This window comes from Ruegeria sp. N7 (assembly GCF_056531345.1).
In genome coordinates this window covers 33629-49732 of sequence record NZ_JBQFLR010000007.1, presented here as the reverse complement: position 1 = coordinate 49732, position 16104 = coordinate 33629, and the positions used below count along the sequence as shown (strand labels likewise).

Below are 16104 nucleotides of genomic sequence, written 5' to 3'. Positions count from 1 at the left end.
CCTGAATTTCTTGCGTTAGGGCCTGAAATAAGGGGATTTGGTCGCGCGTCAATCGGGCAGTTTGCCCTCGTCCGTGCGCAAGGCGTCAGCCAAACGTGCTTGCGCCGACCCAGGACGCAGTGGTTTGGGTTGACTGTCGTGGGGGGACCATCCGGTCAGGCAGATCAGTTCGAACGTGGCTGCCAGACGTCCCGACTCTGTGGTGAAATGAGACGCGTAGATGTTTTGCGCGGCCTCAAATACTGCGCGTTTGGTCGGGTGTTTCAGTCGCCCGGATAACGCATTGGCCTCACCCATATGCCGCAGATCGTGCATCAGGTGCCAGATGTCACGGTACTCAGCCGTGAGCGGCACCGAGTCTGCGACTGGCAAGGCCAGACCTGCCCGCTGCAACAAACCGCCCATGTCTCGCAACCCGGCCATCGGGGCGATGCGGGGGCTGAGGCCACCGGTAACGTCAATCTCGGCCTGACCCAACGCCGCGCGCAATTCGTGCAGCGTTTCGCCGCCCAGACAAACAACCAGCAACAACCCGTCGGGTTTCAGCGCGCGGTGGCATTGGATCAACTGGCCCACCGGATCGTTTGCGCAGTGCAGTGTCATGGCGTGGATCACAAGGTCATGTACGCCGGGTTGCAGTGCCAGCACGTCGTCATCCGCAATGATCGAGGCTTCGGGAAACGCGTCCGTCCAAAGCTGCGGGTATGCGGTCACGATCGCTGCCGCCGTAAAGGTTTTGTTAACCATGGAGAGCCGATCCTGAACCTCGTCCATCGCGGCGCGGTGCAGAAAAAGGGCGTCATCCTGCACGCGGCTGCGATGACGCAGAATGGCGGCACGGTCAAAAAGTGAGGGTGCAGTGGGTTCGGGCAGTTTCATAGCTGGCAAGTATCGCATCGCGCAACGGATTCAAACCGCACTTGCGCTGATTTATCCACCACGTTGCATGGGGTGCGGCGACCTGACCGAGTCCGATTTTGGCCTGTGTGGTCCATGCTGGCGGGAAACGCCATTCATTGGCGGCACGGTCTGTGAAAGTTGCGGTCTGCCCCTGATCGGGGGGCAGGACGAGTTTCGGACCGAGTGCGATGATTGCCTGAAGACCGCGCGCCCCTGGAGGGCAGGCCGCGCCGCGCTTTTGTATGACGGCAAGGCGCGGTCACTGATCCTGGCGTTGAAACATGGTGATCGGCCCGAACTGGCCCGCCCTGCCGCGCAGTGGATGGTGCAGGCAGGGCGCCCATTGTTGCGACCGGATATGGTGATTGTTCCGGTTCCTTTGCATTGGTCTCGATTGCTGAAAAGGCGATACAACCAGTCAGCGCTGTTGGCGCAGAACCTGGCGCGCGAGACAGGATTGGAATGTGTGCCCGATCTGTTGATTCGCAAAAACAAGACGCCGGTACTGGACGGCAAAACAGCTGCCGAGCGGGCACAGATTTTGGGCGACGCGATATGCCTTCACCCCCGAAATGCCCGCCATCTGACGGGCCGGAACGTTTTGCTGGTGGACGATGTGATGACGTCCGGGGCAACACTGGCCGCATGCACTCGTGCCTGTCAGGCGGCGGGGGCAAATCATATTTTCGTGTTGGCTCTGGCGCGCGTTGCCAAGGATGTCTAATTCGCCCAAGATTGCGCGAAATCCGAAGGGAACGGAAAATGAAGTCGGTAGAGATCTATACATCGCCACTGTGCGGGTATTGTCATGCAGCCAAACGCCTGCTGAAGCAGAAAGGTGTCGAGTTCAAGGAGATCGACGTGCTGATGCACCCCAAACGCAAACCTGAAATGATTCAACGTGCCGGAGGCAAACGCACGGTCCCCCAGATTTTCATCGGCGCCACGCATGTCGGCGGTTGCGATGATTTGTACGAGTTGGAGCGTCAGGGCAAGCTTGACCGTCTGCTTGCGGCCTGATGAAAACCGCGCTGCTGCAAATCACCTCGTCGGACGATCCGGCAGAAAACCTCGGGATGGTCCGAGGCATGATGGCCGAAGCGGCAGAACAGGGCGCCCGCTTTGTTCTGACGCCAGAGGTTACGAATTGCGTTTCGACCAGCACCACACGGCAGCGCGCGGTTTTACAACATGAAGAAGATGACATCACTTTGACGGGCCTGCGCGAACAGGCTGCTGATCTGGGTGTATGGCTTCTGATCGGCTCGTTGGGGCTCAAGACTCATGACAATGACGGTCGTTTTGCCAATCGTTGCTTTATGATCGGACCGCAAGGTCAGATCGTGGCGCGGTATGACAAAATCCATATGTTCGATGTGCAGGTCACCGAGACCGAGACGTTCCGCGAATCAAAGAATTACCGCCCAGGCGAAAAAGCGGTTATCGCAGATACGGATTTCGGCAAGGTTGGTCTGACCATCTGTTACGATATCCGCTTTCCATATTTGCACGCGGCACTGGCGCAGGCGGGCGCGCGCATTCTGACCGTCCCGGCCGCGTTCTCGCCGGTCACAGGTGCCGCGCATTGGGAAGCCTTGCTGCGCGCACGTGCAATCGAAACCGGGTGCTGGGTGCTGGCCCCGGCCCAAACAGGGGAACATCCAAAAACCGGCGGTAAAACACGCTATACTCACGGTCACAGCATGGTCGTCGACCCGTGGGGAAAGGTGCTGATCGACGCAGGGACCGATCCAGGCATTCACATTTTCGATTTGGATGATAGTTCTGTGACTGAGGCACGGCGACGTGTCCCTTCACTGCACCACCGCCGTTCCTTCGACGGACCCTGACAGAACGGAACAATGACAGACGACACCAATGCCCTTGCGGTCACGCTGTTCAGCGAGATCCTGACCGCCGACCAGCTATTGCGGAACCGGCTTAGCCGGGTGCTGCCCAAGGGCATGGAAATCTCGCATTTCTCGGTTCTGAACCACTTGGCTTTTGTCGCGGATGAGCGTAGCCCGGCGCAGCTGGCCAACACGTTCCACGTGACCCGAGGGGCGATGACCAACACCTTGGCCAAGCTGGAATGGGCCGGATACATCCACATCCGCCCCGACTGGGACGATGCCCGCCGCAAGATGGTCGCGATCAGCCCCGCCGGTAAACGCGCGCGGGATCAGGCGATTTCCTCGATTGCTCCGTTGATCAACCGCGTGGTCGGAGAGTTGGGGGACGACCGTGTTCGGTCGACACTGCCAGTGCTGCGCGATCTGAGAAAACAGCTGGAAGGGGAATAACCCTCAGCCCGGTTTCACACTCGCCGTCACATAGTTCACGCTTAAGTCCCGGTCCGAGATCGACCAGCTCCAGAGGATCGGGTTGAAGACGAACCCCTTGCGGTCCACCGGGTCCATCCCGGCCTGACGCAGCAGGTCGAACAACTCATCAGGGGTGATGAACTTGTTCCACTCATGCGTGCCGCGCGGCAGCCAGCGCATGACGACCTCGGCCCCGAAAATGGCCATGGCATAGGATTTCGGGTTGCGGTTGATGGTTGAGCAGATCAGCAGCCCGCCCGGCTTGAGCAATTTTTGCGAGGCGGTCAGGAAGCCCTCCGGGTCGGCCACATGCTCGACCACTTCCATGTTCAGGACCACGTCGAACTGCTCACCTGCGGCGGCCATGTCTTCGGCTGTGGTGTGGCGATAGTCGATCTCCAAACCGGATTGCTCGGCATGGATACGCGCAACAGGCAGGTTGCCTCCGGCGGCATCGGCCCCGACGACCTCGGCCCCCAGACGTGCCATGGGTTCGCTTAGCAGACCACCGCCACAACCGATATCCAGCAGGCGCAGCCCTTCGAACGGATTTCGCGCTTTCAGATCGCGGTCGAATTCACCGGCAATCTGCTGTGTGATATAATCCAAACGGCAAGGATTCAGCATGTGCAACGGTTTGAATTTCCCATGAGGATCCCACCATTCCGCCGCCATCGCTTCGAATTTTGCGATCTCGGATGGATCCACCGTGTTCGGATGCGCTTGCATTCCTGTCTCCGTATGCTCTTTTACGCTTAAGGACTATATAGGGCCATAATGGACAAGTACCCGGACCAAAAGCGCGCAGTTCAATATCTGTACCCGCCGATCGATCCGTTCGACCAGCGTATGGTCGATATGGGCGACGGGCACCGTATCTATGTGGAACAATGCGGCAACCCCGAAGGCATACCGGTGGTGATCCTGCATGGCGGCCCAGGCGGTGGCTGCAGCCCCGCAATGCGGCGTTATTTTGATCCACAGGCCTACAGGGTGATTCTATTTGATCAGCGTGGGTGTGGCCGGTCTCGCCCCACGGCTTCGGTTGAAAATAACACGACATGGCATTTGGTGGCCGATATTGAACGGTTGCGCGACCTGTTCGAGATTGATGAATGGATTGCTTTTGGCGGCAGCTGGGGCGCGACCCTTGCGTTGATCTACGCGCAGTCGCATCCAGACCGGGTCAGCCGATTGGTGCTGCGCGGTGTGTTCCTGGCAACTGACGCTGAACTTGACTGGTTTTATGGCGGCGGAGCGGGACGTTTCTGGCCGGAACAGTGGCAGAAATTTACCTCACTGTTGCCCGAGGTGGAGCTGAAGGACACCATCACCGCCTACAATAAACGCCTGTTCTCGGGGGACCGCGCGACCGAGACCCTGTATGCGCGGGCATGGTCGCACTGGGAAAATGCGCTGGCGTCGATCCACACGAACGGATCAGTGGGCGAAAGCCCCGGCGAATACGCCCGTACATTTGCCCGGCTCGAGAATCACTATTTCTACAATAAGGCGTTCCTGGAAACGGATGGGCAGATCCTAAATCAAATGGACCGGATTGCTCATATCCCGGGTCACATCGTGCAGGGGCGATACGACATGATTTGCCCGCCGCAGGCCGCCTGGTCGCTGAGCGAACGCTGGCCGAATGCCGAGATCAAGATGGTACGTCAGGCCGGTCATGCGCTTTCTGAACCCGGGATCAGCGCAGAACTCATCCGGATCATGGATCGCGTAGCGGAGGGTTTGGCATGACACGCATCGACCGCCGTGCCTTGTTTGCCTCGGGTGCCGCCGCCGCGCTGCTTGCCGCGACAGGCGCGTCCCTGGCGGACAAACCTGAGAAAGGCGGCACGCTGCGATTGGCCGTACCGCGCGACGACAGTCTTGAGCAGGTGGCGCGCGGTGCGGTTTTCGACACGCTGACCGAGATCGCCCCGGATGGCACTTTGCGGGGCGAGCTTGCGACGGGCTGGCAAACCGACGCCGATGCGAGGGTCTGGAGCTTTGATCTGCGCAACGATGCGGTGTTCCACGACGGCGCGTTTTTGGACATCGCAGATGTTGCGGCCGTATTGGCCGAGGTCGGGCATACCGAGGCATTGACTGCCAACCGTTTGCGGCTGGAACTGGCCGAGGCAAATCCGGGCCTTCCATTCCTTTTGGCGGACAGTCGTTTTATCATTGCCCGCAATGGCGAAGGCGTCACGCCGCTACACAACGCCAATGGCACGGGTTGCTACCGTGTCGAACGCGCCGAAGACGGGCGGCATTTCCTGGGTCGCCGTGTTTTGGGGCATTACAAGGACGGTCAGGCCGGTTGGGTCGATGCATTCGAAGTGATCGTTATTCCCGATGCCCGTGTCCGCGCCGAGGCATTGCGTGATGGCTATGTCGATGTCGCCGCCTTCCCCGATTCGTCAGAGATCCGCGGTACGCGCGGTCTTCGCTACTATCCTTCCGAGACCGATATGGCACTGGCCGTCTCTGGGGCGGTGGGATTGCCGCGGCAGATTGCCGGACGCACGGTTCTGGACGACGGTCGTATCGCTGAACGGTGGTGGATCGTGTAATTTCGGGTGACACTTCTGTCGGGGGTTGCAGACTCGGATCATCCTGCGTATATGCAGTTTCAACAGCGGTGCGTTGGACTTCCGGTCCAAGGCTCCACCGGAAAATTCGACGGGCCGCGCGCCCGTTTTTTTGTGCCCGACTGACAGGGTAGAGAACCTGATGACAAACGACCTGATAGCCAAAGCTGCCATCGACCGGCGACTTGCCGAGATCATCACCCCGGTGATCGAAGATCTGGGGTATGAGCTGGTCCGTGTCCGGCTGATGAGTGGTAAGCAGACCACGCTGCAAATCATGGCTGACAAACCCGAAGGCGGCATCGAAGTGGATGACTGCGCCGAGATTTCGAATGCGGTCAGCGCCACCCTGGATGTCGAGGACCCGATCCTTGACGCCTATACGCTTGAGGTGTCCAGCCCCGGTATCGACCGCCCCCTGACCCGCCTCAAGGATTTCGAGACTTTCGAGGGGTATGAGGCCAAGATCGAAACTTCTGAACTGATCGATGGCCGCCGCCGGTTCAAAGGGGAACTGGCCGGGATTGAAGGGGAAGAGGTTCTGATCAATATCCCCGAAGGGTCCGAGACGATCACCATCGGCCTGCAATTCGACTGGCTGAGTGATGCCAAGCTGGTCCTGACCGATGACCTGATCAAGGAAATGCTGCGCCAGCGCAAGGACGCCGGTGCCCTGAACGAAAACGCTTTCGACGAGATTGAGACCGAAGGGTCCGAAGAGGAGACGAACTGATGGCAATTACCTCAGCCAACCAGCTGGAGCTGCTGCAGACTGCCGAGGCCGTGGCCCGCGAAAAGATGATCGACCCCGGTCTGGTTGTCGAAGCGATGGAGGAATCGCTCGCCCGCGCCGCCAAGAGTCGCTACGGCGCCGAGATGGACATCCGCGTGTCCATCGACCGCAAGACCGGCAAGGCGACCTTCACCCGTGTGCGCACCGTGGTCGAGGATGAGGAGCTTGAGAACTATCAGGCCGAGTTCACCGTCGAACAAGCCAAGCAGTACATGGAAGATCCGCAGGTCGGTGACGTTTTCGTTGAAGAAGTGCCGCCGGTCGAAATGGGTCGGATCGCGGCGCAGTCGGCCAAGCAAGTGATCCTGCAAAAGGTCCGCGAAGCCGAGCGGGATCGTCAGTATGAAGAATTCAAGGATCGTGCGGGCACCATCATCAACGGTGCCGTCAAGCGCGAGGAATTCGGCAATGTTATCGTCGATCTCGGCGGTGCCGAGGCTGTTCTGCGCCGCAATGACAAGATCGGTCGCGAAAGCTATCGTCCGAATGATCGTGTGCGCGCGTATATCAAGGAAGTCCGCCGCGAAGTGCGTGGCCACCAGATCTTCCTGTCGCGTACCGCACCAGAATTCATGGCCGAGCTGTTCAAGATGGAAGTGCCGGAAATCTATGACGGTATCATCGAGGTCAAGGCCGTGGCCCGTGACCCCGGTTCACGCGCCAAAATCGCCGTGATCTCGTATGACGGCTCGATCGACCCTGTTGGCGCCTGCGTTGGTATGCGCGGCAGCCGCGTGCAGGCCGTTGTGAACGAACTGCAGGGAGAGAAGATTGACATCATCCCGTGGAACGAAGACCAACCGACCTTCCTGGTGAACGCGCTGCAACCTGCCGAGGTTTCGAAGGTTGTTCTGGACGAAGAAGCAGGCAAGATCGAGGTTGTCGTTCCGGAAGAGCAGTTGTCTCTTGCAATCGGTCGTCGCGGTCAGAACGTGCGTCTGGCAAGCCAGCTGACCGGGCTGGATATCGACATCATGACCGAAGCTGAAGAATCGGCGCGTCGTCAGAAGGAATTCGAATCTCGTACCAAACTGTTCATGGACAGTCTGGATCTGGACGAGTTCTTTGCGCAATTGCTGGTTTCCGAAGGCTTCACCAACCTCGAAGAAGTTGCCTATGTCGAGATTGATGAACTTCTGGTCATTGACGGCGTCGACGAAGGCACTGCGCAGGAACTTCAGACCCGGGCGCGCGAGTTCCTGGAAGCCCAGGCCAAAGCCGCTCTGGATGCGGCCCGCGCACTGGGTGCCGAGGACAGCCTCATTGAATTCGAAGGCCTGACCCCCCAGATGGTAGAGGCGCTGGCCAAGGACGATGTGAAGACGCTGGAAGACTTCGCAACCTGTGCAGACTGGGAACTGGCCGGTGGCTGGACCACGGTCGACGGTGAACGCGTCAAGGATGATGGCGTGCTGGAGCCCTTTGGCGTCACGCTCGAAGAAGCACAAGACATGGTCATGACTGCGCGTATCCTATTGGGTTGGGTTGATCCGGCCGAGTTGGAGCAGGCGGAAGAAGACATCGACGGCGACGCAGCAGACGAGGAGGTCGAGGCCTGATCTCAGGTCTCGGGTGGCGCGTATGGGTCGCGGTGGCGTCCATAAGGATCGGTCTGACGGACCCGAACGCAAGTGCATCGCCACAGGCGAGGTTCAGCCTAAATTTGGCTTGATCCGCTTTGTGACGGGCCCGGACGGTCAGGTCTTTCCGGATGTCGCGGCAAAGTTGCCGGGGCGGGGCGTTTATGTGGCGGCGGATCGTGCTGCGCTGGACAAGGCCATTGGTAAGAAACTGTTTGCGCGGGGGTTCAAGGCACAGGTGACTGTGCCTCAGGACCTGGCGACAGAAGTTGAAAAGCAGATCGCGCGCCGTGTGATTGAGTTGCTCAGTCTGGCGCGCAAGTCCGGCGACGCGGTTGCCGGGTATGAAAAGGTCAAGTCGTGGCTGGACCGGGAAGAGGCTCAGGTGCTGATTCAGGCCACTGATGGATCGGGGCGCGGCAAGTCGAAGCTCAGTACGCCGCACTTCGGAAAATACATCGGTTGGCTGACGGCAGACGAATTAGGGCAGGCATTTGGGCGCCAAACGGTGATTCATGCGGCCTTGGCCTCTGGCGGACTCGCCAAACGTGTTGTAGAGGAAGCGCAGCGCCTGCGTGGCTTGCGCGAAACGGATGACGGCGGCAAGGGCCGCGCGGAAGGGTAAGAAGCTTTATGAGCGATAGTGACGGCAAAAAGACATTGGGTCTTCGTGGCGGGGCACGCCCCGGAAATGTGAAACAGAGTTTCAGCCACGGACGCACCAAGAATGTCGTGGTGGAAACCAAACGCAAGCGCGTGGTGGTCCCCAAGCCGGGCGCGGCAAAGCCGGGTGGCGGTGCCGCCCCTTCGGGTGATCCGTCGCGTCGTCCCGCAGGTATTTCCGACGCGGAAATGGCGCGCCGTATGAAGGCTTTGCAGGCTGCCAAGGCCCGCGAGGTCGAAGAGGCCGCTGAACGCGAAGCCGCTGAAAAGGCACGCGAAGAAGAGCGCGTGCGCCGCCGTGCGGAACAGGAAGCGAAAGAGCGCGAGCAGCGTGAAGCCGAAGAGCGCGCGCGTCAGAAAGCCGAAGATGAAGAGCGCAAGCGCGTGGAGGCTGAAGAAGAAGCCAAGCGTGCCGCTGTTGCTGCTGCCGCTTCGCCGGCCCCTGAAGAAGCCAAAGCTGCACGCAGCCCGGCCAGCAAACCTGCGCCTGCTGCCGCACCTCGCAAGCAGGATCGCGAACGCGAACAGCGCGGTCGTGGCAAGGGTCGTGAAGACAACCGTCGTTCGGGTAAGCTGACATTGGGTCAGGCCACCGGTGACGAAGGCAGCCGCCAGCGGTCGATGGCAGCGATGAAGCGCAAGCAGGAACGCGCCCGTCAGAAAGCCATGGGCGGTTCGGTCGAGCGGGAAAAGGTGATCCGCGACGTACAACTGCCTGAGGCGATCATGGTCTCGGAACTGGCCAACCGTATGGCCGAGCGCGTGGCTGACGTGGTCAAATCACTGATGCAGATGGGCATGATGGTCACGCAGAACCAGACCATCGACGCTGATACTGCCGAGCTGATTATCGAAGAGTTTGGCCATAAGGTCACCCGCGTCTCTGATTCGGATGTTGAGGACGTCATCAAAGAGGTCGAAGACAGCGAAGCCGATCTGAAGCCTCGTCCGCCCGTCATCACCATCATGGGTCACGTCGACCACGGGAAAACATCGCTGCTGGATGCAATCCGCGATGCGCGTGTTGTGGCTGGTGAGGCCGGTGGCATCACCCAGCATATCGGCGCCTATCAGGTGAAAACCGATGGCGGCTCGACGCTGACCTTCCTGGATACTCCCGGACACGCGGCCTTCACCTCGATGCGCTCGCGTGGTGCCCAGGTGACCGACATCGTGGTTCTGGTCGTCGCTGCCGATGACGCGGTCATGCCGCAGACAATTGAGGCGATCAATCACGCGAAGGCAGCCAAGGTGCCGATGATCGTGGCGATCAACAAGATCGACAAGCATGATGCAAATCCGGACAAGGTGCGCACCGATCTGCTGCAACACGAAGTGATCGTCGAGAAGATGTCGGGTGAGGTTCAGGACGTAGAAGTGTCTGCCATCACCGGTCAGGGTCTGGACGAGTTGCTGGAAGCCATCGCATTGCAGGCCGAGATTCTGGAACTGAAAGCCAACCCTGATCGCGCTGCCCAAGGTGCCGTGATCGAGGCACAGCTGGACGTGGGCCGCGGCCCGGTCGCAACGGTTCTGGTTCAGAACGGTACATTGCGTCAGGGCGATATCTTTGTCGTGGGTGAGCAGTATGGTAAGGTCCGTGCTCTGATCAACGACAAAGGTGAGCGCGTCAAGGAAGCTGGTCCGTCGGTTCCCGTTGAGGTTCTTGGTCTGAACGGTACGCCTGAAGCAGGCGATGTTCTGAACGTGACCGAGACCGAAGCACAAGCCCGTGAAATCGCCGCCTACCGTGAACAGGCTGCCAAGGACAAACGCGCTGCCGCTGGTGCCGCAACGACCCTTGAACAGTTGATGCAGAAGGCCAAGGAAGACGAAAATGTCACCGAGTTGCCCATTCTGATGAAAGCAGACGTTCAGGGTTCGGCGGAAGCCATCGTTCAGGCAATGGAGAAGATCGGCAACGAAGAAGTACGCGTGCGCGTTCTGCATTCGGGTGTTGGTGCCATTACTGAAACGGATGTCGGTCTGGCTGAAGCGTCGGGCGCTCCAATCTTTGGCTTCAACGTGCGGGCCAATGCCTCTGCACGGAATACCGCAAACCAGAAGGGCGTCGAGATTCGCTATTACTCGGTGATTTATGACCTCGTAGACGACGTGAAAGCAGCCGCATCCGGCCTGTTGAGCGCCGAAATTCGCGAGAAGTTCATTGGCTACGCCGAGATTCGCGAAGTCTTCAAGGTTACTGGTGTTGGCAAGGTTGCTGGCTGTCTGGTCACGGAAGGCGTGGCGCGTCGTTCTGCCGGTGTCCGCTTGCTGCGCGACAACGTGGTGATTCACGAAGGCACGCTGAAGACGCTAAAGCGTTTCAAGGACGAAGTGGCCGAGGTTCAGTCGGGTCAGGAATGCGGTATGGCGTTCGAAAACTACGACGATATCCGCGCAGGCGACGTGATCGAAATTTTCGAGCGCGAAGAAGTCACCCGCACGCTGGACTAACCCGGCAAAAGATGAAAACGAAAAACAGCGGCCCCCTCAGGCCGCTGTTTTCTTTTGACGAAGCTCTTATTTTGTCCGACGCAGAAATGTAGCTGAATGCATGATTATATCGAAATGATGCATTCCTTGCGCGAGCGTAAAACTAACCGGGTGTCCGGCCTTTCGCAGCCTTTCGGCATAGTCGCGGCTTTGGCGAATGAACTCACCCGTATCACGTTCGGCTACCGAAACATGATATCGAGGACCGGGCCGGGGCAGATTGCGGATAGGTGACAGATCGTTGACCTCGACCGGCGTCAGTTGCAGCGGATCGTTCACCGACATCAGGCTGATCGGTTCCAGGTCGTATATACCGCTGATCAAAATCACATCCCGCACCCGAAGCCCCGCTTTGGCAAGGGCATCTGATGAGGTTGCCATCACCATCGCCGCCAGATGCGCGCCTGCACTGTGACCTGACAGGGTGATCCGCGACGGATCGAATCCCAGCTCCTCCGCCTGGGCCGCCAGCCAAAGCAACGCGTCACGGCATTCATCGATCATGCCACCAATCCGGACATCGGGTGCCAGCGTATAGTTCACAGTCGCAAAAGCTTGCCCGTGTTCTACCAGACCCGGTGCCATCAGAGACGATTCATTCTGGCTGAGCGCCTGCCAGTACCCGCCGTGAATGAAGACGTGCAGAGGTGCCTTGTCAACGCGAGCGGGAAAGAAATCCAGAACTTGTACGGGGCTATCACCATAAGCCAGATTTTCCCGTACCGGAAAGTCGGCCCGCGCCTGAGCGCTCAGTGCTTCATAACTGGCAAGATAAGGGCTCAGGTCGCCACTGATCATTGTGCTGGGGGAATACTCCCGCTCCAGCTCGGATTGCGAAAATCCTCGATACAACATGTCTTAGGTCTGCCCGCTGTACATCAATTCGGTGCGCACGTCGTAAAGGTCGTGGAAAAACCGCAGCTCTAGCGCCTTTCGCAAAAAGGCCACGCCGCTTGAGCCACCAGTGCCGGGTTGCATCCCGATCACGCGCTCAACTGCGGTGGCATGATCAAAGCGCCAGCGTTGAAACAGGCTTTCCACATCCATCAGTTTTTCGGCCAAAGCATAAAGGTCCCAGTATTTTTCAGTGTTGCGGAATACCTCGACCCAGATTTTTACCACGCGCGAATCGCCGGAATAGGGTTGGGCGTAGTCGCGTTCAACCAGATCTTTGGGCACATCGAATCCTTGGCGGGCCAACATGTGCAACACTTCGTCATAAAGTGACGGTTTGGTCAGTGCGGCATTCAGCATCTCCATCACCTCTGGGTCATGCGCATGGACCTTCAGTGTTGAGGCATCCTTATTGCCAAGAATGAACTCAATCTGCCGGTAGCCGTAGCTCTGAAACCCTGACGAGTTGCCGAGAGCCTGCCGGAAAGTCATATAGTCGGCAGGTGTCATGGTCAGCAGGGTTTCCCAAGCCGCAATCAACTGCCGTTGAATGGCCTTGATGCGGTCGAGGTTTTTCATGGCTGGGCCAAACTCGTCCTGTTGCAGAAAACGGCGCACCTCGACCAGTTGGTGGTGCATCAGTTTCAGCCACAGTTCGCTGACTTGATGGATGATAATGAACAGCATCTCGTCAGGCTGCGCGGGGTCCTGAAAAGTTTTTTGCAGATTCAGCAGTGTTTTGAGTTGCAGAAAATCTCCATAGCTTTTGCGATGTGTCTCGGCGAAATCAGTGACCAGAGTGTCTTCGACACCTCTTTGCAATAGACGATCGTCTTTGTTCTCGCCCATCTCATGCCTCCCTTGTGCGATCCTTGCACCTGTCTAGGCGTTGAGTTCGTAACTTTCCAGCGGGTTAGGTCCAGTCAAGGACAACCTTGCCAGAGAGGCCGGATTTCATCGCGGCAAATCCATCCGCAAAATCATCAACCTCAAAGCGATGCGTGATCACGCGGGACACATCCAAACCGTTTTGCAGCATGGCGATCATCTTGTACCAGGTCTCGAACATCTCGCGACCATAGACACCCTTGATTGTGATCGCCTTGAAAACGATACGCGACCAGTCGACCGGAGATTTCCCCGGCGGTATCCCCAGCAGGGCGATTTTCCCACCCATCACAAGCGCCTCGACCATCTGGTCAAGCGCGGCTTGTGAGCCGGACATTTCAAGCCCCACATCAAAGCCTTCTTTCATTCCAAGCTGTGCGATGACATCGTGCAAATCTTGTTTGGAAACATCAACGGTCCGCACCGACGGCACCACATGTTCCGCCAGTTTCAACCGTTCGGCGTTAATGTCTGTAATCACAACATTGCGGGCGCCTGCATGGCGGGCAACGGCGGCGGCCATGATGCCGATGGGTCCTGCGCCGGTGATCAGGACGTCCTCGCCCAGAAGGTCAAAGCTGAGCGCGGTGTGTACAGCATTGCCCAGCGGATCAAGGATTGCCCCGATCTCATCCGGGATATCGTCCGGCAGGGGAACAACGTTGAAGGCAGGCAATTTCAGGTATTGCGCAAACGCGCCCTGTTCATTCACCCCGATCCCGCGCGTACCGGGGTCGAGGTGAAATTTGCCTGCGCGGCTTTGACGGCTTTCAGTGCCGATCAGATGCCCTTCGCCGGAACAGCGCTGCCCAACGTCCAGGCCAGTGACGTTGCGCCCAATCTCGACGATTTCCCCGGCGAACTCATGACCAGTGATCATCGGAACCGGAACGGTGTGAGAGGCCCACTCATCCCAGTTCCAGATGTGAATGTCGGTACCGCAAATTCCGGTCTTGTTGATCTTGATCAGTACTTCATCAGGCCCGATTTCAGGGACCGGGGCCTGTACCATCCACAACCCTTCTTCAGGTTTCGACTTTTCCAGCGCTTTCATCGTGTTGGGTCGCATCAGATCACCCCCAGTTCCTTGCCGACCTTGCCAAAGGCCGCCAGCGCGCGGTCCAGTTCGTCCCGCGTAAGGGCGGCGTTCATCTGCGTTCTGATCCGCGCCTGCCCGCGGGGAACAACAGGAAAGAAGAAGCCCGAGACATACACGCCCTCGTCAAACAGCTTGGCGGCCATCTCTTGTGCCAGCGTTGCATCGCCCAGCATGACAGGGATGATCGGATGTTCACCGGGCAAAAGGTCAAAGCCAAGCTTTTCCAGACCGGCACGCCAGTACTTTGCGTTTCCGAATAACTGCGCGCGTAGAATGTCGCCTTCTTCGACCAGGCGGATCGCCTCAAGCCCTGCGGCGACGATGGATGGCGGCAGCGAGTTCGAGAACAGATAGGGCCGCGCCCGCTGCCGCAGCAGGTCGATCACTGGCTGCGGCCCGGCGATGTAGCCGCCGATTGCCCCCCCAAGTGCCTTGCCCAAAGTTCCTGTCAGAATGTCGACATCAACACCAAAGTGATCCGGTGTTCCGGCGCCGCGCGGGCCCATGAAGCCGGTTGCATGGCAATCATCGACCATGACGATGGCATCGTATTTATCAGCCAGTTCGCGAATTTTCGGCAAGTTGGCCAAATAGCCATCCATCGAGAACACGCCATCGGTTGCGATCATGATGTGACGCGCGCCATCCTCGCGCGCCTGCTTCAGCCACGCTTCCAGGTCGTTCATGTCATTGTTCAGATAGCGATAGCGCTTGGCCTTGCACAGCCGCACCCCGTCAATGATAGAGGCGTGGTTCAGACTGTCCGAAATGATGGCATCTTCAGGCCCCAGCAACGGTTCGAACAACCCGCCATTGGCATCAAAACAGGCCGCGAACAGGATCGCATCATCCTTGTTCAGGAATATCGCCAACCGCTGTTCCAGTTCACGGTGAATATCCTGCGTTCCGCAAATGAACCGGACCGAGGCCATGCCGAATCCTTTCGGACCCATCGCATTTGTTGCGGCCTCGATCAGCGCGGGGTGATCCGCAAGACCCAGATAGTTGTTGGCGCACAGGTTGATCACCCGTTTGCCGCCCACCGTAATCTCACCGCCCTGAGGCGAGGTGATCATTCGTTCGCGTTTATACAGCCCCTCGGATTCGATCTGTGCGAGTGTGTCCGTGATGTGGGACAGGAATGCATCTGCCATGGCGACCTCCGTTCAACTGAGTCGCACATCTAACATAGCGGATGAATTTCCCAAATAGGGGAATTTCAATATACAGGAAAATTTTCCGTGAAGGCGGAAATTTGCTGACGTCAGGCGTTCTTTACGATCAAAAACACCCGCGCTGGTTCTTTGGCTGAGATGGAATGCACGATATCCGCGGCATAGCGGGCGGTGTCCCCTTGGCTCAGATCCGACGCGGCACTGCCCGATTTAACTTTGACGGCGCCTTCCAGCACGGTCAGCTGCTCACGCGCGCCGCGCGCATGCGGCTGGCTGTTCAAGGCCCCGCCTTTGTCGAACTCGATATCATAAACCTCATGACCACCGGCCTCTTCCGGTGGGGACAGGATGCGAATGCGGCAGTTCTGCCCCATATTGTCGATGCTGGGCACTTCGGACGCGCGCAGCACCTCGATCTGATCACTGGCTTTTGATCCTTCCAGAAGACCGGCAAAATCCACCTGTAATGCACGGGTCAGGTTCCAGAGGGTCGAGATCGTCGGGCTGCTTTCACCGCGTTCGATCTGGCTTACCATGGACCTGGATACGCCGCTCAGGTTTGCGACTGCTTCCAGCGACAGTCCTTTGGCCCGGCGTGCTTCTTTCAGGCGAGCAGGCAAAAGGTTCAGGATATCGTCTGTGTTCTCCGTCATGACGGAATCCATGCGTGTTGGGACCCGGCTTGTCAATTCCATCCGTGA

The 16104-nt window shown here is 58.5% G+C and carries 17 protein-coding genes; 10 read left to right on the top strand and 7 right to left on the bottom strand.

Going from position 1 to position 16104, the window contains the following annotated elements:
• Positions 1-48 precede the first annotated feature (48 nt).
• Complete coding sequence (locus ACR0ES_RS10395) at positions 49-879, bottom strand: methyltransferase domain-containing protein (protein WP_480488123.1); 831 nt, start codon at positions 877-879, stop codon at positions 49-51.
• Here ACR0ES_RS10395 and ACR0ES_RS10390 point away from each other — a divergent pair.
• Genes ACR0ES_RS10390 through ACR0ES_RS10375 form a run of 4 tightly spaced genes read left to right on the top strand, consistent with a single transcriptional unit; the run spans position 860 to position 3203 of the window.
• Positions 860-1624 (top strand): double zinc ribbon domain-containing protein, encoded by a 765-nt coding sequence (locus tag ACR0ES_RS10390; RefSeq protein WP_480488121.1) that lies wholly within the window; start codon positions 860-862, stop codon positions 1622-1624. The genes ACR0ES_RS10395 and ACR0ES_RS10390 overlap by 20 nt on opposite strands.
• A 38-nt stretch (positions 1625-1662) precedes the next feature.
• Positions 1663-1920 carry a glutaredoxin 3 gene (gene grxC / locus ACR0ES_RS10385; RefSeq protein WP_480483930.1) on the top strand — a complete coding sequence of 86 codons (258 nt, stop codon included), beginning with the start codon at positions 1663-1665 and terminating at the stop codon, positions 1918-1920.
• Positions 1920-2750, top strand: a complete 831-nt coding sequence (locus tag ACR0ES_RS10380; protein ID WP_480773986.1) for a carbon-nitrogen hydrolase family protein — start codon at positions 1920-1922, stop codon at positions 2748-2750. Before grxC ends, ACR0ES_RS10380 begins: the two co-directional genes overlap by 1 nt.
• 12 nt (positions 2751-2762) lie before the next feature.
• Positions 2763-3203, top strand: a complete 441-nt coding sequence (locus tag ACR0ES_RS10375; protein ID WP_267363106.1) for a MarR family winged helix-turn-helix transcriptional regulator — start codon at positions 2763-2765, stop codon at positions 3201-3203.
• Between the two features lie 3 nt (positions 3204-3206).
• On the opposite strand, the gene ubiG is transcribed toward ACR0ES_RS10375, so the two are convergent.
• Positions 3207-3953 carry a bifunctional 2-polyprenyl-6-hydroxyphenol methylase/3-demethylubiquinol 3-O-methyltransferase UbiG gene (gene ubiG / locus ACR0ES_RS10370; RefSeq protein WP_480773987.1) on the bottom strand — a complete coding sequence of 249 codons (747 nt, stop codon included), beginning with the start codon at positions 3951-3953 and terminating at the stop codon, positions 3207-3209.
• A 48-nt stretch (positions 3954-4001) separates the two neighbouring features.
• Between ubiG and pip the strand changes: the two genes are divergently transcribed.
• The 6 genes from pip to infB all read left to right on the top strand — a co-directional run bounded on the left by pip (position 4002) and on the right by infB (position 11308).
• Positions 4002-4979 carry a prolyl aminopeptidase gene (pip, locus tag ACR0ES_RS10365; RefSeq protein ID WP_480773988.1) on the top strand — a complete coding sequence of 326 codons (978 nt, stop codon included), beginning with the start codon at positions 4002-4004 and terminating at the stop codon, positions 4977-4979.
• Positions 4976-5797 (top strand): ABC transporter substrate-binding protein, encoded by an 822-nt coding sequence (locus ACR0ES_RS10360; protein WP_480773989.1) that lies wholly within the window; start codon positions 4976-4978, stop codon positions 5795-5797. The genes pip and ACR0ES_RS10360 overlap by 4 nt, the downstream gene beginning before the upstream one ends.
• Positions 5798-5957: 160 nt before the next feature.
• Entirely contained in the window at positions 5958-6548 is a 591-nt protein-coding gene (gene rimP / locus ACR0ES_RS10355) for a ribosome maturation factor RimP (protein WP_267363111.1), read from the top strand.
• A complete protein-coding gene (nusA, locus tag ACR0ES_RS10350; RefSeq protein ID WP_480488115.1) occupies positions 6548-8167 on the top strand; it encodes a transcription termination factor NusA in 1620 nt (539 codons plus the stop codon). Before rimP ends, nusA begins: the two co-directional genes overlap by 1 nt.
• Before the next feature lie 22 nt (positions 8168-8189).
• Entirely contained in the window at positions 8190-8813 is a 624-nt protein-coding gene (locus ACR0ES_RS10345) for an RNA-binding protein (protein ID WP_480773990.1), read from the top strand.
• A gap of 8 nt (positions 8814-8821) precedes the next feature.
• Positions 8822-11308: a translation initiation factor IF-2 gene (gene infB / locus ACR0ES_RS10340; RefSeq protein WP_480488111.1), complete on the top strand. Its 2487-nt coding sequence runs from the start codon at positions 8822-8824 to the stop codon at positions 11306-11308.
• Positions 11309-11374: 66 nt separating this feature from the next.
• On the opposite strand, the gene ACR0ES_RS10335 is transcribed toward infB, so the two are convergent.
• From ACR0ES_RS10335 to ACR0ES_RS10315, 5 genes are all read right to left on the bottom strand, one after another.
• On the bottom strand, positions 11375-12202 hold the full coding sequence (locus ACR0ES_RS10335; RefSeq protein ID WP_480870567.1) for an alpha/beta hydrolase: 828 nt from the start codon (positions 12200-12202) through the stop codon (positions 11375-11377).
• Positions 12203-12205: 3 nt separating this feature from the next.
• Positions 12206-13090: a tryptophan 2,3-dioxygenase gene (locus ACR0ES_RS10330; protein ID WP_480559414.1), complete on the bottom strand. Its 885-nt coding sequence runs from the start codon at positions 13088-13090 to the stop codon at positions 12206-12208.
• Between the two features lie 64 nt (positions 13091-13154).
• Positions 13155-14183, bottom strand: a complete 1029-nt coding sequence (gene tdh / locus ACR0ES_RS10325) for an L-threonine 3-dehydrogenase (protein WP_480870617.1) — start codon at positions 14181-14183, stop codon at positions 13155-13157.
• Between the two features lie 14 nt (positions 14184-14197).
• Positions 14198-15382 (bottom strand): glycine C-acetyltransferase, encoded by a 1185-nt coding sequence (locus ACR0ES_RS10320; RefSeq protein ID WP_480483939.1) that lies wholly within the window; start codon positions 15380-15382, stop codon positions 14198-14200.
• A gap of 110 nt (positions 15383-15492) precedes the next feature.
• Positions 15493-16056 carry a helix-turn-helix domain-containing protein gene (locus tag ACR0ES_RS10315; protein WP_480483940.1) on the bottom strand — a complete coding sequence of 188 codons (564 nt, stop codon included), beginning with the start codon at positions 16054-16056 and terminating at the stop codon, positions 15493-15495.
• Between the last annotated feature and the right edge of the window lie 48 nt (positions 16057-16104).